Below are 24,195 nucleotides of genomic sequence, written 5' to 3'. Positions count from 1 at the left end.
TTTCCATGTACGGTGTAACGGTATTATAGCTGAGTTGTCACGAAACAGCCAATATTATTCCGATTTTGGACAGGATATGCTATACTTTTTATAGAAGATAGTAGAAAGTACACATTATAAAGAGGTGCATACATGAAGAAGTTGCTTATTTATTTAGGCATAGTTGTTATTTTATTCGGTGGTTTATACTTTGTAAATCAGCAATCTACCAAATCTTCGGATAAAGCGAACGCTGGTAATCCCTATGGAGTTGCCGCATCTAAGCTCAACCCAGAGACTGTGAAACAGTTAAACGATCCGAACTATCAGAACTTAATTTTACCTGCTGATCTAGATGCCAAGTTGAAGAACAAAGAAACATTCTTCCAATACTATTATGCGTCAACTTGCCCACATTGCAAAGTGACAACACCCGTTCTAGTTCCGCTACAGAAAGAACTAAATCTAGATGTGAAGCAATATAATTTGGAAGAGTTCAAAGAAGGCTGGAACAAGTACAAGATCGAATCCACACCTACTTTAGTTTATTACAAAAACGGCGTAGAAGTAGATCGCATTGTTGGTGGAGTTCCAGAAGCTGGATCTACAGCAGGCAATACACCTGAAGTGTTCAAAGCTTTTTTCAATAAGTATAAAGGTTAATGCCATTAATCAATTACATGTGAACTTACAAAAGGACTTCTTCACCACTTGGTGAGAAGTCCTTTTCTCATATTACTCATGTTCTATCGTAGCTGGCGGATTCAATCTTAACTCATCCAGAAGACTCACTAATTCTTGATCAAGAATTACGATGTCCAAATCATAGGGAAGAAACGGTTCCTCTTTCAAATTCAACAGCTTCCCCAGATAAACCTCACTATCCTTCACTAATAAACCTAGATCAATCCCTAACGTATGATCTGGATACGGAACCAACTTGTCTAACCCCGCACTGAACAGTTTAATAGATCCGTTCGGATTGCCATTCCCATGATGATAAAGGCCTACTGCAATTTGCAGCAGACCTTGGTATAACGGATTTCGGCCTTCCTCCAGCCAAAGCTCCTCCATCACTTCATGACATTCGAAATAATCCCGCTGATCGATCCAATAGTACAGAAAAGCGACATACAATCGGTCATATCCGCTCATGGGTTAGCTATTTTCTCCTTTTTTGGCTCGCGAGATGGCAGCCTCGATATCGGCAGATAAATCACTAAGTCCTTCTTCTGTTTCCCAAATTTCATTGAAACGCAATTGAAACTGCGCAGCTTCTCGTACACGATGATAGAAATACAATTCTTGAATGTTGCTCAGTACACGATTAATTAGATTAGAATTATCCTCAAACATCCGTTGGGAAGCAACGATTTCTCCGCGGATGCTCGACATTTCTTGATCCAATAGGTACGCAGCTTCTGCAGCTTTACTTAAACGAGCCCGAACCTCAACTGGTAATTGCTCTTTATATTTATAATTCAAAGAATGCTCAATCGTCGCCCAGAAATTCATCGCTAAAGTTCTGATTTGCACCTCTGCCAAAATTTTCTTCATGCCAAGTGCGGTTTGCACAGGATATTCAATAATAATATGAAAGCTTCGATATCCGCTAGGCTTTTTATTCGTAATATAATCCTTCTCATAAACAACACTCATATCTTGTCTACTGCGGATTAGCTCAGCCAGACTTTCTGTATCTTCAACGAACTGGCACATAATACGAATGCCTGCGATATCTTCAATTCCTGATTCTAACTGATCCATCGGCACGCTCAAACGTTTCGCTTTCTCCAGCACACTCGAAATTTTCTTAACGCGTCCCGTTACGAATTCGATCGGTGCGTACTCTTCACGACTTTTAAGTTCGCCACGTAATGTTTTGAACTTTACTTTCAATTCCTCTACCGCTTGTTCATAAGGCAGTAGAAACTTCTTCCAGTCTCGTCCATCCATCCATGTATCCTCCATTCTGAATGAAGTTAGTGCGAATCTACGCCTATTGCCTGGGAAATATGTGTGAAACCATCCCTCTTTAACAGTTCTTGAAGCCCTTTATTTATACGCCCAAGTAGACCTGGTCCCTCATAAATTAATGCGGTATATACCTCAACTAGACTTGCTCCAGCCCGGATTTTGTCATATGCATCTTGCGAAGTGAAAATCCCGCCAGCCCCAATAATCGGCAGCTTGCCCTCTGATAATTGATACACACGTCGAATAACATCAGTTGAGCGCTGTGTTAATGGTAATCCACTTAACCCACCCGCTTGATCACGATTAGCATGTCGTAAGCCTTCTCTGCTTAGTGTGGTATTCGTTGCGATAATCCCAGATACTCCGCTTTCCTTAATGATCTGTACGGTAAGAACAAGCTCATCATCCGTTAGATCTGGAGCAATTTTGACAAGCACCGGTTTCGCGGCTCCGCCATGCTTCTTATGCTGCACTTGCATTTCATCCCGCACCGTAGACAACAATCGTTTCAAATCATCGCCATGTTGTAAATTACGCAAATCAGGTGTATTTGGTGAGCTTATGTTAACAACAAAGAAATCTCCGTATGTATATAACGCACCAATACAAGCACGATAATCTTCCTCGGCCTGCTCGTTTGGCGTTGATTTATTTTTACCAATGTTGACGGCAACTGGAATGGCACGTTTCCCTGTTTTTTCCAAGTTGTGAGCCATTTCAGCTGTACCCACATTGTTGAAACCCATGCGATTAATGAGTGCTTTATCTTCAGGAAGACGGAACAATCGTGGTAACTCATTACCTGACTGTGGTTTCGGCGTAATCGTACCCACCTCCATGAAACCAAAACCCAATTGCGAAAAACCTTTGACCGCTTTCGCGTTTTTATCTAGCCCTGCAGCAAGACCCACTGGATTACCAAAGTGTAATCCCCATAAATTCTGCGTTAATTGAGGTGAATCTGACACCCCATACATGGATTTAAGTAATTGCTTTCCACCTGGTAAATTCCCTACAACACTAAGGCCGTCAATCGTCAAATGATGCGCTTTTTCCGGATCCATTCGGAATAAAACCGGCTTTGCTAACTTCTTATACAGCATGTCCTATGCACTCCGTTCTCTAAGTACTCTAACAGTCAGTTTAGCTGACTATGTAGAAATATGCAATCCACTTAAGATCTTAAACCTCGTATTCACACAAAAAATCCCTGCTCCACAAAGGTTGCAAGGGAATGCTCTAGCTTATTTATTTCACTTAAACTTCTGTACGTTGCAGCAAGCGCTCCAAATGCATCGTTAAATATCCCGTCTCATCATCAGGCACTTCTAATTGCAAGGAATCACTTAACATTAACGACAAAACCTTTGCCTTCACATAAGTGTCGCCGTATTCTTCTTTAATTTTGGAAAGGAGTGAGTTTTGAAGCGTTTTCTTTGACTTAACCCGTTCAATTACGCCTTTTAAATGGGAGATAAAACGAAGTGTTGAGAACGAATCATCAAAATTAAAGCCAAGTTCCTTCGCAGCTTCAATCGTTTGAGAGACCACTCTGACAACCGCAAGCGAATCCGATGCTTGTTCTTTCTTGCGCGCACTATTGAAATGCATAGTCAAGAAAGCAACCTCATCCTCAGGCAATTTCACATCAAGATGTTCATTCAAGAATTCAACAGCTTTCTTAGCAACCTTATATTCCTCAGGGTACATGTATCCAATTTCATAGGCAAATGGATTCGTAATGAAGATTCCGCGCTTTTGCCGCTCAACCGCAAAGTTAATATGATCTACGAGGGATGCATGGATCGTTTCAGAGAAATCGCCTTCTAGCATGCTTTGCGCGTAGGCAATCACCTCTTCGGTGATCCCGATGATTTTCACATCGACGGCATTTAGGATTTGTTCGTAGTTTTTCAGTACTTCTGATGTATGTAAAAGGAACTCTTGTGTAATTTCACCTTCGCCAATCATCATACCTGGTGTTTTCTTGAAGCCAATTCCTTTACCAAATGCAATGGAATTTTTCCCTGAGCTTAAATGCGCCATCACCACGTTATGGGATAGAACATGTATGATCGTCCGATCAATCATAAGACACCTCCCAATTTATAGTTTCGGGGTCCCCGCAAAGTAATCGGAATAGACTTCGAAGGCATACGTCACTTTGTGGGGTATATTTAGGCTTGTCCTGATTATTTCTCATTTTGTACCTAGCAAAGGTTTAATGCTTTCACGAATTTGTTCCGACTCTGTCCCAAAAACAACGTGAACATTGCCTTTTCCTAGCCGGATAACGCCTATGGCACCTAATTCCTTAAGCTCGTTATCTTTCACAAGCACCTCTTCTTTCACGAGTAGGCGCAGTCGTGTAATACAAGCATCGATGGATATTATATTAGAGGCTCCGCCGATATGGTTGAGAATTCGTGTTGGTCGATCTACCACAACAGGTTTCTCTTCTACAGCTTCTACCTGAACATGTTGCTCGGCGTCATCCTTGCTTGTAACTTTCATCGGAAAGACATGCAGATAAGCTCGAAAGGTTATAAAATATAAAATGAAGTATACGGCTCCAATGAGCAATATCCAATAGGGATTCGTCGCCAAGTGCCAGTTCAACGCGAAATCAATAAAGCCTGCGGAGAAGCCAAAACCCATTTTCACTTGAAGTATATTCATGATTAGCATGGAGAAGCCAGTAAGAACCGCGTGTATCACATAAAGGCCAGGGGCTACGAACATAAACGCAAATTCGATTGGCTCTGTAATGCCTGTTAGAAAGCTTGTAAGTGCTGCTGTTAACATCACAGGTGCTACAAACTTCCTCGTAGATGAAGACGTGCTTCGCACGACAGCAAGGGCTGCTGCTGGCAGTCCGAACATGATGACCGGATAGAATCCTGTCATGAACATCCCTGCTGTGGGATCCCCAGCGAAGAAGCGTGAAATATCCCCATGAACCATTTTGCCTGCTGGTGTTACGAAATCCCCTATTTGGAACCAAGCGATATTATTAATGATATGATGCAGACCTGTAGGAATGAGTAAGCGATTCATGACGCCGTAAATGAAAACCCCTATGTTTCCGTTATCTACAATCCATAATCCTATCTCATTAATTCCTCGCTGTACAGGAGGCCAGATGAGCCCAACTATTACACCAAGGAAAACCATAACAAGGGATGTCACGAGTGGAACAAACCGTTTCCCACCGAAGAATCCAAGCGACTTCGGTAATTGAATATGACTAAATCGATTGAAGAATGTAGCGGAGAGCATTCCCACCATCATCCCACCGAGCACGCCTGTATCCAGTGGCTCTGAACTGCCTGATACCATTTGAAAATGTTTAAGGACGTTATCAAAAACCAGATATCCAACGGCAGCAGCTAAAGCAGCAATGCCTTCACCCGAAGTTAATCCAATCGCAATTCCTATTGCGAAAATGAGTGGCAAATTATCAAAAATTGCGCTTCCACCCAACTCAAAAATTTGAGCCACTTGAACAAGGAATGGATCATTAAACGACATTTTACCAATTCGAAGAAGAATGGATGCTGCCGGCAGCACCGCAATAGGGATCATTAGTGATCTCCCCATCTTCTGAAATGCATACATTACACTCATCTGATTCACCTATAGCCCACAAGTTTGGCCGTTCCTTGTTTGCTTTTACCTATCCCCATTATAGTAGAAAGAACACCCTCCCGAAAGGATAAATTCCTCTAGGTTAAGGTGTTTTTTCTATGCATTGCCCTATGCAGTTATTTCACAGCTCCAGCCGTAATCCCACTTGCAATCTGGCGTTGATATATCATATATACGATCAAAGTCGGTAATGTTGTGATCAGCAATCCTGCGAACAATGGACCCCATTCAACACGATATTGCATCTCAGCTTGCATAACTGCCAAACCAATTGGAAGTGTGTATTTCGTCGGCTCGTTCGTTAGAACTACCCCTAGGAAGTATTCATTCCAGTTATTCAACATGTTCGTAATCATAACCGTAATCAGACCTGGCTGTGACAATGGTAACATAACTCGGAAGAACGTACCATAGTGAGAAGTTCCGTCAATAATCGCAGCTTCTTCAATTTCTTTCGGCAGCGATTTGTAGAATCCAACAAGCAAGAAGATGCCGAAAGGTAAGTTAAGCGCCGCGTAGACTAGAATTAGCCCCAGCCAAGTATTGATAAGGTGTAAATCATTCAACAAGAAGAACAACGGAATCAAAGCAAGTGCGAACGGAATCATCATGGAAGAGATGTAGATCGTTAGAAGAAATTTGTTCCCTTTAAAATCGTATCTCGCCAAAATATAAGCCGTCATCGCTGCAAGGATCATACCCAGTAGCGTACTTCCAACCGTCACCACAATGGAGTTCAGGAAGTATGTACTGAAGTTATATTTACTCCATACATAAGAAAAATTGGACCAGAGTAACGGGAATTTAGGCAATGCCCATGGGGCATTTAAGAAAAATTGTTCATTATTTTTGAGCGCATCGAGCAATGTCCACACAAGTGGATAAAGCACGGCTACACTCCATATGATCAGAATGATCCAAACTAACATTTTTGCTAATGGATTTTTGATAGCCATACGATGGTTTCCCTCCCTCAGTATCTTTGTCTATGATGACTTTAGTGCATTTCGATGGTTTCTTGGCGCATGATACGTTGCAAGATCAGTGTTGTGATAAGTGACACGATCAGAATCATGACTCCAATGGCTGCTCCATAACCGAAATGATACTGTTGAAAAGCCATCCGATACAGATAAGAACCCATAACTTGCGTCGTATTATCGGGCTGTCCGCCATTGGTCATGAGCTGAACAATAACGAAGGATCCGTTGAGAGTTGTAATAACGATGTTAACGATGGAAACCTTAATCTGCTCCCAGATGAGCGGCATGGTGATATGGCGGAATTGCGACCATTGACCAGCTCCGTCTATATTAGCTGCCTCATAGTAAGAAGCAGGAATATTCACGATTGCAGCAATCATTAGGATCATGTAGAAGCCGATACCTGCCCAAATGGTAGGGGGTAAAAGCATCCAGATCGTGTGCTGAGGAAATCCTAGCCAAGTAATATCAACTTTTTTCTCAGTAAAGAGAGACAAGAAAGCATTCAAGAAACCGATTTGCGGATTGTAGATGAAATTCCAAAGTACGCCGATTACAACGACTGAAATGACATTCGGGATAAAGAAGATAGCTCGGAAGAAACCAGAACCCTTCAAGTTAAATCTTGTTAACGCTACGGCGAAGAAAGTCGCCAAAATCATAATCCCAATCACTTTACCAACAACTAGGAAATAGTCATTTCCAATGGCTCTAAGTACAATCGGATCTTTGAAAAGCTCAACGAAGTTATCAAAACCAATAAACTCGCTATTTTCAGACATTCCTGACCAATCATAGAAAGACTTCTGTAACGCCTGTATAACGGGATATATCGTAAATACGCAGAAGAATAGAAAAGTCGGAATGATGAATGAAGCGATGAATAAATTCCGTTTCAGCTTTTTCGCGTTGGTCTTCATTCTATCGTCACCGTCCTATCATTAAAATGGCGGAGAACGCCTTAGGCAGCGATGCCTTTGTTGTTCTCCGCACTGCTTCATTCAGTTCCTATTTCTTTTGTTTCGCAACAACATCGGATACACGTGTAACCCATTGTTCAGGTGTAATTGTTCCGATTGTCAAGGCAACTGTCGCATCTTGCATAGCTTTATCTACGTCAGCAGCGAAGGAAACAGTTGGCACGACTACAGTGTCAGGCGAAGACAAAAATTTCGCAGCGTCCTTAACGAAGTTAGGAGCTTTGGAAGATGAAATGTCACCTTTTACGTTGGAAGGAGCACCACTTAGCTCAGCCCATTGGGAAGCTTGTGTTTTGGAGAATACGAATTGCATAAATGCTTTTGCAGCATCTTTGTTTTTCGCCTTTTTCGCAATTCCGAAAGTAGCTGTGGACGTGTTAGCTACAACTTTCCCGCCTTTATCTTGCGTAATGGATGGAATGAAACCGAAGTCAAAGCCGCCTGGAACGTCCTTCGCCATTTCGTTTGGTAGCCATAGACCGTTCGGGATGAATGCGTCTTTGTGTTGTAGGAACAAGGATTGGGAATCCGTGTGGTTAATTTGTACGGATGCTTTGTCGATGTAGCCTTTATCACGCATTTGAACGATTTTGTTTAATCCTTTGAGGATTGCAGGGTTTTTCCAAGCTTCAAGATTGTTGGTGGACATATCTTGCAGCAATTTGTAATCATTGTTGTTCGCGGACACGATCGCTGGAAGCAATACGCCGCCGTTGATGTAGTACGGATATTTACCAGTATGGATGAATGGATTAATGCCAGCGCCTTTGATTTTCTCACTCACAGCCAAGAATTCTTCGAAGTCTTTTGGTTCAGCCCATCCTTTGTCTTTGAACAAGGCTTTATCGTAGAAGATACCCCATGAGCTCATTACGAAAGGAATATTGTACGTTTTACCGTCAAATAGTTGTGGCTTTTGAGCAAGCAAATCAATGATTTTCTCGCCATCAACGTTTTTAGCGTCTTTAATCCAGTCCGTCAAATCTTCTAATTGGCCGTCTGTAACCATTTGACGGTCGAACAACTCAGGTCCATCGATGTATACGAAATCAGGTGGGTTACCAGCGATCCAACGGGGTTTCATTTGCTCGTTGATTTTTGGTCCCGCACTTTCTTTAATTTTCAAGTCAGGGTTTTTCGCTTGGAAATCAGCAATAACTTTCTTCCACCATTTGTCGCCGTAACCGCCAACAAAGTATTGGATTTCAAAATCACCAGTAAGTTTAGTTGAAGCTGCTGTAGTTGGAGCTGCAGTAGCTGCCGCCGTTGTTGGAGCTACAGATGCTGCTGGTTTAGTAGTTTCTGCTGGCGTGGATTTACCGCAACCTGCAGCTACGAGTGCCATTGATGTTGCCAAACCAATTGTTGACCATTTTTTCATGTTCATGTGATCATCTTCTCCCTTTTTTAATTCATCTACTTATTTATTGGTAAATCGTGTACCCGATAGTTAAACTTCGATTAGTTTCGCGCGATCAACCCCTTTCATGATTGGCAATTGGCAAAATAAAAAGGGCATAGTTATAGAAGAATTCTTGCATTTCTTCTAATAACTAATGCCCTTACGGTAACATGTTATTAAAACTGACATATTCAACTGTTTGAGGTGTTCCGTGTGATTAAATCTTACAATAAAATGACATGAGCGTCAATACTCTTTTTCGAAACGCTCATTTTTCGTATCGTTGTATGCGCATTCTTATGATATGATAGAATCATCTCGTTTAATCCTAATGGAAAAGGTGATTCTTATGGCCAAACGCAAACCAGTAACCGCATCTCGCAGACAGAAAAACGAAGTTAATTTGAAAGCGATTTACTGGACAGGATCGATTTTCTTAGTCGTCATAATAATAATGACTTTACTGCTCATTTTGAACAAATGAATTCGTTAGAATGATTAAAAACTTCACATTTTGAATTGTAATCGCTTTCGTAATGATTGTCAAGAAGAAAACTTACGATACCTACATACTTCATATAATTGCGTATTAACCCCAAAAAGGAGGAGCATAGTCAAACTTGCTCCTCCTTTTTTCAATCCAGCCATTTATACACCTTACCCGGATTATTATCCTTCGTCTCCAAAGGCAAACTAATCGTTTGCTGAGGAATTCCAGCACCAGCGCCTATTCCTTCACCAGCTTCAGAAAGAGGTAACCCTCCCTTCCCAATCGTCACTTTCGTTTGCCCAGGAACCATGTTATACAATTCTTCTACATCCTGCTGCAGCATACGAACACACCCATGAGACTCATCCTTACCTATACTTGTTGGTTTATTCGTCCCATGTATCGCAAATAGAGAATTGGACAACGTCATGCCGCGGCTGCCGAATTCGCCATTCGATCTGCCATTCGGGTTGCGCACTTTTTCACTGATTATAAATTCTCCTACTGGCGTTTTTATTCCACCAAGCCCTACTGGATAACGCCTAAGGATGAAATTCCCGCTCACTACAGCCAGCTGATGCTGTTCGGTATCAATTATTATCCTTAGCGGCTCTATCAACGGGTCTGACGAGGCGACAGGCTGTGAACTGCTCGCCACCAGCACCTTTTCTTCACTCGATTGCGGAGGTTGTCCTCCAGCACTTCCACCCGTTAGATTCGGCACCTGAGCTGCTTTCCCACTCGAGAGCTCAGCGACCTTTTGTAAGGCCATAGGAAAAGACTCCTTCATTTGCGGCGTAAGTCCTGGCAACAGATTATCTGGATACGGCTTCGTCAATTGTTGTGGCTTATCCGGCAAAACTCCCGTCTTTTTTTGATAGGCCTGAATCGCACTTTGCACAATAATAGCTTCCTCACGATCATGCATCCAAGCGTGAATGACGGGCACTAGCTTAGAGCTATCTACCACCTGACAGGAGCAAATTTGTTCCTGATAATACGTTAACACAGCTTGATTTCCACCCGTCGCTGAATGTTCCACACTAAGCAAAGGACTAACAGAGCGATGCCATTCTTTCCATTTGCCATCTTTGCTTGGAGGTGCATCCATGATCACAGACTCTCCCATTCCTCTAACAGGGGGTTGTAAAATCTGTTGCAGTTTAGTACCCCAATCCCCATCAGAGAAGTATAACTTCAATCCCGGATTATTCACCTGAATATCCGTTCGTGCTGCAACCTCGTTTCCCATCACAGGTTCTTCAGTCGACATGAGCACATGCTCACTACCATCCGATTTAGCTAGATCCATGCCCGAGGGTAATGCCAGTAAAACGAAAATCACAAGATATAGCAGCCATTTCCGCTTGCCACTGGCCTGAACTCTACGTTCCCCTTTTGCCGCTTCTTTGCTAAGGATTGATGCCGTTAGGTTAGAAGGTAGCGGCTCATCCAATACTATTTTCTGTTGCTCAAACGCTTCATATATTTCCCCAGCCTGTGCAAAACAGTATGCCGCCTTACCTGTTTTTCCCTGAGCCGTATATTCTCTACCTAGCAAATACCACGCCATTTTATGATCTGGATGCACTTTGACATATTTTTTGAGATATAATGGATCTTCAATCGGATTATGTTGGAAGAATTTCGTCAATTGATCGTTTCGATTATTCGGCTTCAAGCTTTCATGCCCCCAGTCCGCTTTCCAGTATTCTCCGTTTTTATCGGCAATCGAGGCACAAAGCTGAAGTCCGAATGAAAAAAAGGCTTGGTCAGAGTAGTTTACTCTGCCAAGCCTTTCTTGATCTCATGCTTATTTCGAATACGATTTCACACGTAAAACTGCTGTTTGGTACGAAGCATCCCACTGCACATCCAATCCAATCTGTTCAGCGAAGAAGCGAACAGGCACATACGTACGATCTTGCTTCACATAAGGCGCTACATCTGTATCCACTTTCAAATCTGGCAGAACTCCTTGCTTACGAATGATCCCCGTTTCACCAATGGTTAACTCTACCGTCAAATCACCTTTGGAGAGCTGTACAATTGATTTACCATCCCGTTCAACATAAGTCACCTTATACCCAAACGTCTCACTGATTGCACGAACTGGCACCATCGTACGCCCATCTTGAATTTCAGGTTGAGTATCGAAGGAAATAAGTTTGTTACCGCTAACTACCTTCACTTGCCCATCATTTGAAACCGTCTCAGGCAATTGATATGGTGTAATTTTGCGAATTTTGTTATTAGATGCATCAGCTACAACCAGATTACCTTGTGATGTTACCAGTACATCCGAAGGATTATAGAACGCAGCAGATTGCTCAACACCGTCTGTTTCCCCCGTTTGAGGCGTTCCTGTAAGTGTAGTAACTTGGCCGTTCAATAGGTACCGAACTGAATGATTCAAGCTATCCGCGATGAGAAGCCCCCCCTCAGAGGTTACAGTGAGACCCTTCGGGAAGTCAAACTTCGCTTTCAAAGCTTCTCCATCCGCATAATCACCTTCTGCATATAACTCATTCTTCCCATAGATCGCCGAAGCACCAACTGTCGGTGTAGATCCAGCGATAGTCGAAACCGTTCCTGATGCCAAATCAATATAACGGATACGCTGATTCCCTGTATCACTAACATAGAGATTCCCTTTGCCATCCACTACAAGTCCAGAAGGCTCATTGAATGTCGCTGTAGAAAGGCTTCCGTCGTGATATTCTCCTGCGAATGAAGCTTCACCTGGACGAACTTGAATAACACGTGTAACAGGCGCAGAGAGCGTTGTAACATTACCATCTGCAGTGATTTTACGAATCGCATGATTAAGTGAGTCCGCCACATACAAGGTACCGTCAGCACCAACAGCAATATCACCTGGGTGATTGAAACTCGCTTCGGATCCCTTACCATCTTTATTTCCAGGCACACCATTTCCTGCAACTGTGGAGACATTCCCATTTACGTCTATTTTGCGAATTGCATGATTACCTGCATCAGCGACATAAACGTTACCGTTGGCATCTACAGCAAGACCTGTCGGTTCATTAAAGAATGATTCATTTGCTTTCCCATCAAGGAGTCCCCCCGTCGGGAAACCTTGACTATTCTTCAAAATGGCTAACTCAGGACCAGCAAACGTGCTGACTTGTCCATCCTTCACTTTACGAATGACATGGTTCCGTGTATCCGCAATGAGCAGGCTGCCATCAGCAAGCTGTAGTACACTGCTCGGGGCACGAAATGCCGCCTGTAATGCTTCCCCTTCACGATCATCAAAATCGCCGATTCCCGCCAGTGTCGATATGTCCGATAGAATTTGACCATCGCTAGATTTCAACGCATCAGCACTTAACCCAGCCGCCGAAGCCGATGAGCCTCCAAGCAAGGTAGCAGCTATTATACTTGAAACAAATATTTGTTGTAATGGTTTCATAGGATCTCCTTTTGCAGTGATAATAGAATTACAAATTAATTAAAGAGGTGGTAGATTACTCACATTAGCAGGTTTAATATTTGTTAATGGAATATTAATCTTCTGTACAGTGTCACCATTCTTCCGAACAACCACGATCTTACCAACTCGGATCTGGTCAACTCCGACGGTTACCATCGGTATACTAACTAACGTTGTTGTTCCGTTAACTTCAACATTAGTTGCATTCCCGAATTTGGTTACAGCATAAACAAGCTCATTACTCCCTCCACTTTCATACAACGAGCTATATTCCTTGATATAGTCCGCACTCGTTCCTGCCTGTGCTGCTGTGTGGAAAATATTCCTATTTTCAAGTTGATCAATGAGTGGTAACTCTTGCGACACTACGAATGTATCCTCACCGTAAAGCAAATGAACCTCTGCAGCATAAATATCAGTAAAGTTAGATAATTGGATGTTTAGATAATAAAATGGGTTAAAATTCGGACCTTCCGTCTTTTCTTCATGACCACTCATACTATCTGGATAAAATGCCTCCGTAGTCAAACTAACAGAGGGCTCTGGCGTCGTACCTGGGTCAGTTCCCGGGTCTGTTCCTGGGTCTGTTCCCGGGTCTGTTCCTGGGTCTGTTCCTGGATCTGTTCCTGGATCTGTTCCTGGATCTGTTCCTGGGTCTGTTCCTTGGCTAGCGCCTGGGTTGGTATTAGGAGTGTTACCATTCCCATTATTCACTGCCGTCTGCGCCGCTTCGAATGCTTTCTTCTCAAGCTCTGAATAAGTAGCCATCAACTTCGCTTCAGCCTCAGCTTTCGCCTTCGCTTCAGCAGCTTTCTTCTCTTCCTGAATCTTTTTCTTTTCTTCTTCTAGCTTCTTCAATGCATCAGCTAGCTTAATCTTAGCTTCCTCAGCTTTTTTATCTTTTTCCAGCTTCATTTTCAACTTTGCTTCTTCTAGCTTTTTCAGCTCTTCTTGCTTCTTCTTCTCTAATTCAGGATCTACACCAGCCGTTTTATCTAGCGGCTTAACTTTAGATAAATCAAGTTTCTTATCCTCTTGCGTTATCTTTTTATTCGTTTCTTCAATAATTTTATCCAATGCCTTTTGATCTATTTTTTTCTCAGCCAATGCTTCTTTAGCAATATTACCTATCAAATTCTCTAAGTTTTGTTTCACTTTATCCAAATCTGATAGATTTTTAATGCTCAGGGTAGATGGATCACCTTGAAGGCCCTCTTCAATTTCTTTTTTCTTCTTAGAAATAAACTCTTCGTTTTCTTGATCAATCTCTGCTTTGTTCAACAGCAACTCTGCAATAATTTCTGGAGAAGCTTGTTTGATAAAGTCTTCTAGATCAAAGAATTCTACTTTCAAATCCAAATCCGACGTTTCTTCGCGATTATCTAACGAAATCTCTTGCGTCGGATTTAAGTATGTAATCGTTGTGGTTTGCGTCTCATCTGAATTGGACTTAACCGTCGATGCGGAAACCCTTCCTGAGCCAACAACCATTTTGGTCTTACCACTAACCGGATCAACGGAAACGAAGAATTGCGTTCCGCGTACACCCATTACTGCAGTTGGCGTCTCAATCTCAAATTCATCATCTGCACCGGCCAATGATTTAACTTTAACCCACATGGAACCTGCCCAAACTTTCAGCTTTGATTTCTTATTTCCATTCGCTGAGTTAAGGTCTGATACATTAAGCTCTGCATTGTCACCTAATGTGACATCAGCGTCACCGCTTGCTAAATTCAGCGTTACCGAGGAGCTGTCTCCTGTATAAACGGTATCACCTTGGTTTAAGCTCATGCTCTCATAAGCATCGTATGTTTTAGAGCCGCCGCCTTTCTTAATCGTGACGTCTCCAGACAAAGCTGAAATAATGGCAACCCGGACCGTTTTCGCATCCACAGGTTTTACCAACAGCACAGAAACTAAACTAAACACTAAGCTAAAACTTAAAAACATTGATACAAATGATTTCTTTGTCATTCCCACTCCGCACGCCTCCCAGCAATTTTATTTCAAGTGCCCGATAACTTCAAAAACAGCAACCGGTTTTTCTTTCCCTTTTACTTTAATTTCACCTATAGATTCAATCTCGAATAAACCTTTGACTCGCTCATACGTCTGTTCACTAATCAAAATTTGGCCTGGTTTAGCATTAGATTCTAGTCGTGCTGATAAGTTAACTGTATCTCCAATGGCTGTATAATCCAACCTCAGATCTTCAGATCCGATGTTACCAACAACCGCAGGACCACTATTAATACCCAAACCGAATTTCACACCGATACCATAATTCTTAATCAACTTCTGCTCGAGAATATCTGCTTGAGACTTCATCTCGATCGCAGCTCTAACAGCCATTTCAGGGTGATTATCATATTCAATCGGTGCGCCAAACATCGCCATAACGCCATCACCAATGAATTTATCTAACGTACCATTGAACTTAAAGATTGCTTTGGTACAGACATCTAGATATTCATTTAACACCTGAATAACCTGCTCTGGCTCCAGTCGTTCCGACATCGGTGTAAACCCTCGAATATCAACAAATATTAATGAAATGTCTTTACGGCTTCCGCCGAGCTTCACATCTTCACCTGACTGCAGCAGCTCATCCACAACTGTTTTGGAAACGAATCGACCGAAAATCCCAGTAACCCGATTCCGTTCTTTGCGTTCTTCTAAATAATGACTAACTAATGACCAAACATAGATCGTTACTAGTGCAAATTGTGGATACACCAGCGGTAAGAACATAGAACCAACCGTATAGAATCCTAACCATACAAGGCCATATAGCACGAAGATGCCCAGGAATATGAATAATGCAGTCTTCCCATTGAACTTTTCAAATAAAAATATGGCCAGCAATGAAATTAGTAAAATAATCGCGATTCCAGCGGATTTCGAAGCATCCTTAAAGAACACACTCTCCAATAATGTTTGAATCATATTGGCATGGATTTCTATCCCGAACATCTTAACCGAGGAGATCGGTGTTGGGTATTCATCCTGCATGGCTGTAACAAATGGACCCACAAGCACTATGCTGCCTTTTAGGGGCAGTGCTTTTGTACTATTAAGTACATCAACGAAGGAAAGCAACTCATAACCAGTCGTTGCGTCAATCTTTTGTCTTGGCTGCGTGAAGAACTCAGTCGTCACTTGATTTCTATCATTTGTCGGTAAGACTTCATTCCCGCGTTTCCATTCACCAGTTGCCGAATCACGTGTTACCTTTTCATTGTCATCCAAAACTAAATTCGCAAGAGCGACACTGAATGCGGGTATGTATGCACCTTTCTCATCAGGCAAACCGACAGGAAGCTTGCGTGCTTTGCCATCCTTATCAACAAATACATTGATATGAGCCATTTGTTCTCTTTTGGTCGTTAGGGTTTCGGAGGGATAATCAATTCTCTCAGGAACTAGTTCGCCTGCTGACTGTTGTTTGGAAGGATAGTTAATCTGTACAGGCAAAATAATATTGGAGTACTTCGCTAGCACATCAGCTAATGCTTTATCGTCTGCAGGGTTCTTCGATGGCTCTGCAAGCACAACGTCGATCCCAATAGCCGCCGCACCTGATTGCTCTAACTTTTCAATGACTTGTGCATATGTACTTCGATCCCACGGAAATTTCCCGATGGCAGAAAGTGACTTTTCATCAATTTTAACAATCTTGATCCGATCGTCCGGTTGACGCTCCTCTACCGATTTGGCGCTGCGCAAAATATCCTGGAGAGGACCCTCGACAAAGTAAAATAAACCACTAGAGTTCACTGTGTAGAAATATGTCGAAAATACCATTAAAATGAGTCCTACTACTAAAGTCTTAATCCATTTCTTCTTACCCATATAATCCTCCCCGAGTTTACTAGTTTCATTGTAAGATGCTAGCTGTGAATTGGCAATAAATTGTTACAAATTTCACGTTTTTCATCAAAAAAAAAGAGCCCGTTCCCCCTCAGGAAACGAGCTCTTTCGACATTTCGCAGTTTTCCCACAAAATGAATTTTGAAATTATGATTAGTTAAAAGGTGAATCCGCAACTTTAATGGAGTCAGTTGGGCAACCATCTTGAGCATCTTGCAGATCATCAAATAGATCTTCAGGAATTTCAGTAACACCTTTGTTCCCATCACCATCAAAAATTGTTTCTGCCAAACCTTCATCATCGTAATCATAGATATCTGGAGCTGTAGCTCCGCAAGCGCCGCAAGCGATGCACGTATCTTTATCAACAAATGTATACTTAGCCATGTGTTCTACTCCTCCTCTAATTATCCTCATTGTAAAATATAATATAAATACGGACAAAGTTCAAACCTTAAAATTGACAATTCATGAAATACTGCTCAATAAAGTCTGCAATTCCACCGATATCATTCAAATTAAACTGCGGAAGCGCGAAAGTATCTTCTAGATCTGTTAGATCTGTCGCAACTGCAATTAAGCCCGGCGCCCTTCCTTCAAGTAATCCCTTTTGCTCTATTGTACGATAAACCCCAATCTTTGGATGCTTTTCCTTCTTGAACCCCTCAATAAAAATATAATCAAGATGGTCATATGCTACTAACTGCTCTTCCAGACACGTTGTTTCCTTCTTCTCATAGACGTGTATCGCATTCGGAGAAAGTGTAACCACGACGTCGGCACCTGTCTCAACAAATACAGTGGAGTCGGCTCCTTGTGCTTCTTTATAGTGTCCATGGGCATCATGTTTCATTACCGCAATCCGATGGCCGCGAAGTTTCATTTCTATGACGAGCTTAGCAACCAATGTTGTTTTCCCGCTGTTGGAAAATCCCGCGAAGCCCAAATAATGAGCCATGTTCTTCACTCTCCTTTATCTTTATGAAGAGGATTATTTCGCAAATGATCCATTTGCAAGGACGTCCCTCTTACTTTGTGATTTCGAATTAAGGAAGAGGGGTCGTCACTCATCATCCCTGCTGTAAGAATCGCACCTTCACCGAATTTATCACGCAGTTTATCCATTACTCGATTCAGGTTTTCCCTCCGCGGCTGTTTCTCGTAATCGAATAAATCAAGCTGTACGTAGGATTCTTCCTTAGCGATCAAATTCTGTAATGTGATTCCAAGTAACCTTACGGGATTACCATCTTCCCATTGATGATCATATAGCTGACAGGCGGTGCGATAAATATCATCCATATGTTCAGTCGGAGCCTGCAAAGTAAGTGATCTCGTAATCGTCCTCATCTCAGGATTACGAATCGTAATCTGAATTGTCGAAGTCATGAGCTCCTGCTTACGTAGCCTCCTCGCTACTTGATCCGCCAAATTTAGCAGGACACGATGAACTTCGTTGCGATCCGTATAATCACGAGGTAATGTCGTCGTGTGCCCAATGGACTTGCTCTGCTCTTGCTCTGGATTCACAACCGAGGAATCAATTCCATTGGCTGCGCGCTTTAAGTGAGGACCCATGACTCCGAAGTGCTTACTTAACAACGTGTCATCCGCAACAGCCAACTGCCCTAAAGTCAGGATACCAAGCTTCGTAAGCTTTTCCGCTGTTTTTTTCCCAATTCCATATAAATATTGACACGGCTTATCCCAGAAAACAGTCGGCACATCTCGAAGCCGCAGTACCGTAATCCCATTTGGCTTCTTCATATCAGATCCCATTTTAGCTAGCAGCTTATTCGGCGCGACACCAATGGAGCATGGTAAATTCAACTCTTGCATTATTTTTCTTTGAATACTATTTGCGATATCAAGTGGCGTACCAAACTGTTTGGAACCTGTGATATCTACAAAACATTCATCAATAGACATAGATTCTACCATCGGTGAATACCCATAGACTATCTGCATAAACCGCCTCGAGAAATTTCGATAGAGATCAAAGTCTGGTTTGATTAAAATCAGATCTGGACATATTTTCAACGCTTGCCTAACTTGCATGCCTGTCTTGATCCCTAGCTTGCGAGCTGCATATGATGAAGTAACAACTATCCCCTTACGTAGCTCCACACTCCCAGCAACAGCAAGCGGCTTCCCCTTATAGAGGTCAGGCTCTACGGCTTCATGAACCGAACAATAGAATGCATTCATATCAATATGTAAAATGACTCTGCCTTGCTTGGGATAATGATGCTCTACCGACACCATACTCATTACCTCCCAGTATATTGAATCAGATTTCAGAGCCGTCTATTCGAGTGAAACATAACCCAATTAAGATGTCAAAAAAATAATCATTCAAGGTGACGCGGTTTTACGTTATGATGTCTTTACCTGTACATTTATGTTATAATCGTAAATTATACATTAGCGCTTTAAAGCAAGCGAAACTACTCACATTTCCAATGCACCAAAGTCACTTTGCTAGCTTTTGAAGGAGGAACCCATGCCAACATCAGTCAAAATCTTCGACACCACCCTACGAGACGGAACCCAAGGAGAAGGTATCTCCCTATCCGTTGAGGATAAAATCAAAATTGCCCGTAAGCTAGATGAGCTCGGGGTTCATTATATTGAAGGCGGATGGCCGGGCAGCAACAGCAAAGATATTGAATTCTTTGAGCGAGCACGCACCATGACTTTTACGAATGCCAAGATTACCGCTTTTGGTAGCACAAGACGGAAAGATTCGCTTGCCGCTGATGACATTAACCTAAATAGACTCGTTGAATCCGGTGCGCAAGTTGCCACGATTTTCGGTAAGTCATGGGACTTTCATGTAACGACAGCTATTCAAACAACACTTGAAGAAAACTTAAACATGATTTATGACTCCGTTCTCTTTTTGAAAAGCAGCGGAATGGAAGTTATTTATGATGCCGAGCATTTCTTTGACGGCTACAAGAATAATCCTGACTATGCGCTTCAAACAATCAAAAAAGCACAAGACGCTGGCGCGGATTGGATTACACTTTGTGACACGAATGGCGGCTCCTTACCGAATGAGATCACTGCCATTGTAACGACAGTTACACAGCACATTTCCACACCAGTGGGCATTCATGCTCACAATGATTGTGAATTAGGTGTAGCGAACTCCTTAGCAGCTGTACAAGCCGGCGCTAGACAAGTTCAAGGGACCATCAACGGCTACGGGGAGCGTTGCGGAAATGCGAACTTAAGCTCGATTATCCCTAACTTGCAATTGAAACTGGGTTATGATGTCATCTCTGCAGATCAACTGAAGTCACTTACATCGGTTTCGAGATATATCAGTGAGATCGCCAACATGCATATGCCTGTTAACCAACCTTATGTGGGTAACGCGGCCTTCGCACACAAAGGGGGCATTCACGTATCCGCCATCCTTAAGGATGCCAGCACGTATGAGCATACGAAACCTGAGTATGTAGGAAATAAACAACGCGTGCTCGTTTCCGAACTCGCCGGCCAAAGTAACGTTTTGGTCAAGGCACAAGAACTAAACTTAGATTTCAACAAAGAGCATCAGAAGACCAAAGAGATTATCGAGAAAATAAAAGACATGGAACACCAGGGCTATCAATTCGAAGGTGCGGACGCTACTCTTGAACTCTTATTGCGCGAAGCCTTTGAAGGCCTTGAAGAAATTTTCACCTTAGAATCATTTAAGATGCTCGTTGAGAAATCAGCGAATCATTCTGTTGTCTCCGAAGCGATCGTCAAGGTGAAAGTACATGGCGAAACTATTTATACCGCGGCTGAAGGTAACGGTCCTGTCAATGCACTTGATAATGCCTTGCGGAAAGCGCTCATTCAATACTATCCAGACATTAAGAACGTTCATCTTTCGGATTATAAAGTACGTGTACTTGACGAGAAAGATGCAACAGCAGGCAAAGTTCGCGTGCTTATGGAATCCACTGATTTCAATACCACATGGAACACACTCGGTGTATCTAGTAACATTATTGAAGCTAGCTGGTATGCACTTGTTGACAGCTTACGCTATGCCCTCATCAGCAGGAAACGCGTGGAGCCAGCTAACAAAGAGCAACAAGAACGATTAGGTTTAGTGAATCACTGATCCTTATACGAAAAAGCTGCAAGAGAGCTATCCACGCTCTTGCAGCTTTTTTTAGTTAGTCTTCCTTCAGAAGACTCGCCATCTTCTTGTCGAGCTCCTTCGGGGAAAGCACATGAATGATTTCTCTGATCACGCCATTTTTATCAATAAGAAAGCTCGTAGGGATCGCAATAACGTTATAGGTATCCGCATTTGTCCCTTGTTTATCGAGCAGCACAGGGAACGGGTACTGATAGGTATCCACAAATTTTTTAATATTGTCCATTTTATCCCCTGGCGTCACGTTCACCGCATAAAGATCAAATTTGCCCTCATATTTTTTATACATATTCACCAGATCAGGCGCTTCTTCCTCGCAAGGACCACACCAGGATGCCCAGAAGTTTACAAACATCGGTTTATCACGGGGACCTCCAACCGAATATTCCTTCCCATCCAACCCTTGTAACGTAAATGGAGGCGCTAAGAAATTCACCTTTGCCGCTTGCTCGCTGGGCATGAGAGTTTGTTTATCTTCATTCCTTACATTTTGATAAATCGCAAAGCCCGCCAATAGAACGACGAAAGCGATCACGATGAGATTCTTCTTCACAATATCAACCCCCACTCCCTCTATATTATCTCCAAATTAACGAAAATTCCAACATCGCAATCCGGAAGTATGTTTTCATCCTAATAGGGAAGAGTATACCTACTCTTTGCGATGAAAGGAACCAATGAAATGAAACCAGCTGCCGTGAAAGCGAGAGGTAAAGCCCCGCTCAATAAAATGAGAATTTACGAACATGAAGAGGATGGCTCGTCTCATAAAATAAATAAGGATACGAGCAAAAATGGGGGTATATGGCAATACCTCGCACTTGCCTCCATCCCTTTGGTGCTTGTCCTAGGCAACTCTATGCTTGTCCCGATTCTGCCAGATTTGCAAGATAAAATGAATATCTCACGCTTCCAAAGTTCACTCATCATTACCTTATTTTCACTGTCAGCCGGCCTCATCATTCCGATATCAGGTTATTTGTCTGATCGCTTCACACGTAAATCTGTTATCATCCCATCGCTTATCGTGTACGGCGCTGCCGGGGTCCTAGCAGGGCTTGGCGCTGTCTGGAACTCCTACCCTATACTAATAGCTTCTAGAGCCATACAAGGCCTTGGAGCCGCGGGAACAGCCCCTATTGCCATGGCGCTTGTTGGCGATATTTACAAGGGCCCCAAAGCCAGCAAAGCACTAGGACTCATCGAAGCCTCCAACGGAATTGGCAAAGTTGTAAGTCCTATTCTAGGCTCTCTTCTAGCGCTAATAATTTGGTTTGCGCCTTTTTTTGCTTTTCCACTTTTTTGTTTACTCGCTCTGCTCGCTGTTATTTTCATGATCAAAGAACCGGCCAAAGAGAAAGAAGCCCAACCCCTTAAGCTCTATTTGAAGCAAATCAAAACCATTCTTAAAAGCAAAGGTCATTGGCTAATTCCCGCCTTCATAGCCGGGTCGATCACCTTATTCATATTATTCGGCGTGCTTTTCTACCTCTCACAGATTTTGGAAGAGAAGCCCTATAGCATCGAAGGCGTGCGCAAAGGCCTTATTCTGGCAATCCCTTTGCTTTGCCTCGTCATCACCTCTTATACCACAGGGGCAAAAATCAAACAAAACGGCAAACTCATGCGCTGGCTCATGAACATTGGACTTATAATTATGGTTGTATCCCTCACCTTGGCTACATTCCTAAATGGGAACCTATATATCTTCATTGGCTTATTATCACTTAGCGGGATAGGGACAGGACTCTTACTCCCATGCCTGAACACGCTCATTACCGGATCGGTAGAGCGTGAGCAACGCGGGATGATTACTTCCCTTTACAATAGCTTAAGATTTATAGGAGTCGCCTTCGGCCCCCCCTTATTCGGCTGGCTCATGAGCATCTCCCATAAAACTCTCTTTATTACCGTAGCCTCATTATCACTTACGATGTTAGTATTGGTATTTTTCCGCATTAAACCCAATGCGGAGCTACAAGAACAAACATGATATACTTACCTCATATCCATGTAATGTGAGGGAGTGAGCAAAGTGAACATTCATTTAACTAGAAAATTATATGATCAAATGATCTCTCACAGTATGCGCTCGCTCCCTAATGAAGCATGTGGCATTCTCATTCAAGAGGCCTCTTTCTCACAGACAGACGAGCTCCAGATCCACACCTTTATCCCTCTGCACAATCAAGCGGCACATCCAACTAAACAATTCACCATCAACCCCATCGATATGCTTCCCTACCTAACAGATGAACGTCGAACGATCGTCGGGATTTTTCATTCACACCCTACTGCCGCATCAACTCCATCTGCCGAGGATCTCTTAACGCTCTGGCACACTATTCCAACCTACTGGATCCTCTCCCTGCAACACGAAGAGAATCCTGACCTCCAGGTCTATTCCCTAAAAAAAACCACCACTACCGCATATCACAAACTTTCGTTTGTCATCGGTCAATGATGGCTTAATAAAGCATATAAATCACCTAGTGTGTCTACATCTCTTGCCCTTATTTCTTCCATAAATCTGGACCATAACTGCGCGGTCATCAGTGCATCCTCAAGCGCATGATGTCTCACAGTTACTGGGATATCATAGGCATGTAGAAGTGAGTCTAAACCAAGATTTTTGCGTTTAGGCATGAGCCATTTCGCAATCATCATAATATCTAAGACACGATGGGATAAGCTAACTTTTGACGTACGCCACAAGGCCGAGTTCAAAAAACTTTTATCATGTCCAATGGCATGAGCCACTAAAATTTTCTGCTGAACAAATTCTAAAAATTCACTTAAAACACCGATTAAGTCAGGTGCATCACTAGCCATTTCATTCGTAATACCCGTTAACTCTACGATCTCATCTGGAATCTTGCGCTTGGGGTTCACCATTCTATAGAAGGTATCTTGTATTTGCACTTCACCACCAATAACAGAGACAGCACCGAATGAGATAATTTCGTCTCCATTATATGGAGAGAAACCCGTCGTTTCAAGATCAAACACCACGATTTCCATCGCGTGCAAAGGAATTTCAAACAAAGAGTCTTTCCGTTGCTCCTTCAGCATCGACCTAATGAAGGCCATTTGCTGTGCACTCTGTGCATCAAACATCGAGGTTAAAGCTGGGGTCAAACCACCCATTTTATATAAGTGCCACATACGACCTGCGGGACGCATATCCTTCAACTGACTCACCTCTCCCTACGCGAATGAAACGTGAATTCCGATTCCGATATAA

At 42.6% G+C, this 24,195-nt stretch carries 22 protein-coding genes; 5 read left to right on the top strand and 17 right to left on the bottom strand.

Annotated features, from left to right (window positions below; translation table 11 throughout):
• Window positions 1-132 precede the first annotated feature (132 nt).
• Entirely contained in the window at window positions 133-642 is a 510-nt protein-coding gene (locus tag ASG89_RS11370; RefSeq protein ID WP_057310677.1) for a thioredoxin family protein, read from the top strand.
• A 72-nt stretch (window positions 643-714) separates the two neighbouring features.
• Here the strand turns inward: ASG89_RS11370 and ASG89_RS11365 are convergent, their stop codons facing one another.
• From ASG89_RS11365 to ASG89_RS11330, 8 genes are all read right to left on the bottom strand, one after another.
• Window positions 715-1,134 carry a DUF309 domain-containing protein gene (locus ASG89_RS11365; RefSeq protein WP_057310676.1) on the bottom strand — a complete coding sequence of 140 codons (420 nt, stop codon included), beginning with the start codon at window positions 1,132-1,134 and terminating at the stop codon, window positions 715-717.
• A 3-nt stretch (window positions 1,135-1,137) separates the two neighbouring features.
• Window positions 1,138-1,935: a GTP pyrophosphokinase family protein gene (locus ASG89_RS11360; protein WP_057310675.1), complete on the bottom strand. Its 798-nt coding sequence runs from the start codon at window positions 1,933-1,935 to the stop codon at window positions 1,138-1,140.
• A 26-nt stretch (window positions 1,936-1,961) separates the two neighbouring features.
• A complete protein-coding gene (locus ASG89_RS11355; protein ID WP_057310674.1) occupies window positions 1,962-3,059 on the bottom strand; it encodes a quinone-dependent dihydroorotate dehydrogenase in 1,098 nt (365 codons plus the stop codon).
• A 154-nt stretch (window positions 3,060-3,213) separates the two neighbouring features.
• Window positions 3,214-4,047 (bottom strand): PRD domain-containing protein, encoded by an 834-nt coding sequence (locus ASG89_RS11350; RefSeq protein ID WP_057310673.1) that lies wholly within the window; start codon window positions 4,045-4,047, stop codon window positions 3,214-3,216.
• A 108-nt stretch (window positions 4,048-4,155) separates the two neighbouring features.
• A complete protein-coding gene (locus ASG89_RS11345) occupies window positions 4,156-5,574 on the bottom strand; it encodes a PTS transporter subunit EIIC (RefSeq protein ID WP_057310763.1) in 1,419 nt (472 codons plus the stop codon).
• 146 nt (window positions 5,575-5,720) lie between these two features.
• Entirely contained in the window at window positions 5,721-6,560 is an 840-nt protein-coding gene (locus tag ASG89_RS11340) for a carbohydrate ABC transporter permease (RefSeq protein WP_057310672.1), read from the bottom strand.
• 41 nt (window positions 6,561-6,601) lie between these two features.
• Complete coding sequence (locus ASG89_RS11335) at window positions 6,602-7,507, bottom strand: carbohydrate ABC transporter permease (RefSeq protein WP_057310671.1); 906 nt, start codon at window positions 7,505-7,507, stop codon at window positions 6,602-6,604.
• Window positions 7,508-7,595: 88 nt separating this feature from the next.
• Window positions 7,596-8,954 (bottom strand): ABC transporter substrate-binding protein, encoded by a 1,359-nt coding sequence (locus ASG89_RS11330; protein WP_057310670.1) that lies wholly within the window; start codon window positions 8,952-8,954, stop codon window positions 7,596-7,598.
• 346 nt (window positions 8,955-9,300) lie between these two features.
• On the opposite strand from ASG89_RS11330, the gene ASG89_RS37610 reads away from it, so the two are divergent.
• Window positions 9,301-9,453, top strand: coding sequence for a hypothetical protein (locus tag ASG89_RS37610; protein ID WP_157276603.1), 153 nt, complete (start codon window positions 9,301-9,303; stop codon window positions 9,451-9,453).
• 151 nt (window positions 9,454-9,604) lie between these two features.
• Here ASG89_RS37610 and ASG89_RS11325 read toward each other — a convergent pair whose 3' ends face one another.
• From ASG89_RS11325 to ASG89_RS11295, 7 genes are all read right to left on the bottom strand, one after another.
• On the bottom strand, window positions 9,605-11,140 hold the full coding sequence (locus ASG89_RS11325; protein ID WP_057310669.1) for a L,D-transpeptidase family protein: 1,536 nt from the start codon (window positions 11,138-11,140) through the stop codon (window positions 9,605-9,607).
• 132 nt (window positions 11,141-11,272) lie between these two features.
• Entirely contained in the window at window positions 11,273-12,895 is a 1,623-nt protein-coding gene (locus ASG89_RS11320; RefSeq protein WP_057310668.1) for a stalk domain-containing protein, read from the bottom strand.
• A gap of 39 nt (window positions 12,896-12,934) precedes the next feature.
• Window positions 12,935-14,893, bottom strand: coding sequence for a FecR domain-containing protein (locus ASG89_RS11315; protein WP_235549713.1), 1,959 nt, complete (start codon window positions 14,891-14,893; stop codon window positions 12,935-12,937).
• 27 nt (window positions 14,894-14,920) lie between these two features.
• A complete protein-coding gene (locus tag ASG89_RS11310; RefSeq protein ID WP_057310666.1) occupies window positions 14,921-16,771 on the bottom strand; it encodes an adenylate/guanylate cyclase domain-containing protein in 1,851 nt (616 codons plus the stop codon).
• A 171-nt stretch (window positions 16,772-16,942) separates the two neighbouring features.
• The gene (locus tag ASG89_RS11305) at window positions 16,943-17,176 is read right to left on the bottom strand and encodes a ferredoxin (protein WP_057310665.1); all 234 of its coding nucleotides are present in this window, start codon (window positions 17,174-17,176) and stop codon (window positions 16,943-16,945) included.
• 67 nt (window positions 17,177-17,243) lie between these two features.
• Window positions 17,244-17,747 (bottom strand): molybdopterin-guanine dinucleotide biosynthesis protein B, encoded by a 504-nt coding sequence (mobB, locus tag ASG89_RS11300; RefSeq protein ID WP_057310664.1) that lies wholly within the window; start codon window positions 17,745-17,747, stop codon window positions 17,244-17,246.
• Between the two features lie 5 nt (window positions 17,748-17,752).
• Window positions 17,753-19,054 (bottom strand): DNA polymerase IV, encoded by a 1,302-nt coding sequence (locus ASG89_RS11295; protein WP_057310663.1) that lies wholly within the window; start codon window positions 19,052-19,054, stop codon window positions 17,753-17,755.
• Between the two features lie 238 nt (window positions 19,055-19,292).
• Between ASG89_RS11295 and cimA the strand changes: the two genes are divergently transcribed.
• Window positions 19,293-20,912 (top strand): citramalate synthase, encoded by a 1,620-nt coding sequence (gene cimA, locus ASG89_RS11290; RefSeq protein ID WP_057310662.1) that lies wholly within the window; start codon window positions 19,293-19,295, stop codon window positions 20,910-20,912.
• 55 nt (window positions 20,913-20,967) lie between these two features.
• Here cimA and ASG89_RS11285 read toward each other — a convergent pair whose 3' ends face one another.
• A complete protein-coding gene (locus tag ASG89_RS11285; protein ID WP_057310761.1) occupies window positions 20,968-21,504 on the bottom strand; it encodes a TlpA family protein disulfide reductase in 537 nt (178 codons plus the stop codon).
• 111 nt (window positions 21,505-21,615) lie between these two features.
• On the opposite strand from ASG89_RS11285, the gene ASG89_RS11280 reads away from it, so the two are divergent.
• Together ASG89_RS11280 and ASG89_RS11275 are read left to right on the top strand one after the other, a co-directional pair.
• The gene (locus tag ASG89_RS11280; RefSeq protein WP_235549712.1) at window positions 21,616-22,944 is read left to right on the top strand and encodes an MFS transporter; all 1,329 of its coding nucleotides are present in this window, start codon (window positions 21,616-21,618) and stop codon (window positions 22,942-22,944) included.
• Between the two features lie 42 nt (window positions 22,945-22,986).
• Entirely contained in the window at window positions 22,987-23,415 is a 429-nt protein-coding gene (locus ASG89_RS11275) for a Mov34/MPN/PAD-1 family protein (RefSeq protein WP_057310661.1), read from the top strand.
• Here the strand turns inward: ASG89_RS11275 and ASG89_RS11270 are convergent.
• Window positions 23,409-24,143 carry an exonuclease domain-containing protein gene (locus tag ASG89_RS11270; RefSeq protein ID WP_057310660.1) on the bottom strand — a complete coding sequence of 245 codons (735 nt, stop codon included), beginning with the start codon at window positions 24,141-24,143 and terminating at the stop codon, window positions 23,409-23,411. The two genes, ASG89_RS11275 and ASG89_RS11270, sit on opposite strands and share 7 nt — an antisense overlap.
• Window positions 24,144-24,195 lie beyond the last annotated feature (52 nt).

The organism is Paenibacillus sp. Soil766, from assembly GCF_001428105.1.
GTDB lineage: Bacteria > Bacillota > Bacilli > Paenibacillales > NBRC-103111 > Paenibacillus_E.
Note: the sequence above shows the minus strand (reverse complement) of the source record. Positions and strands in the feature narration are given on the sequence as shown.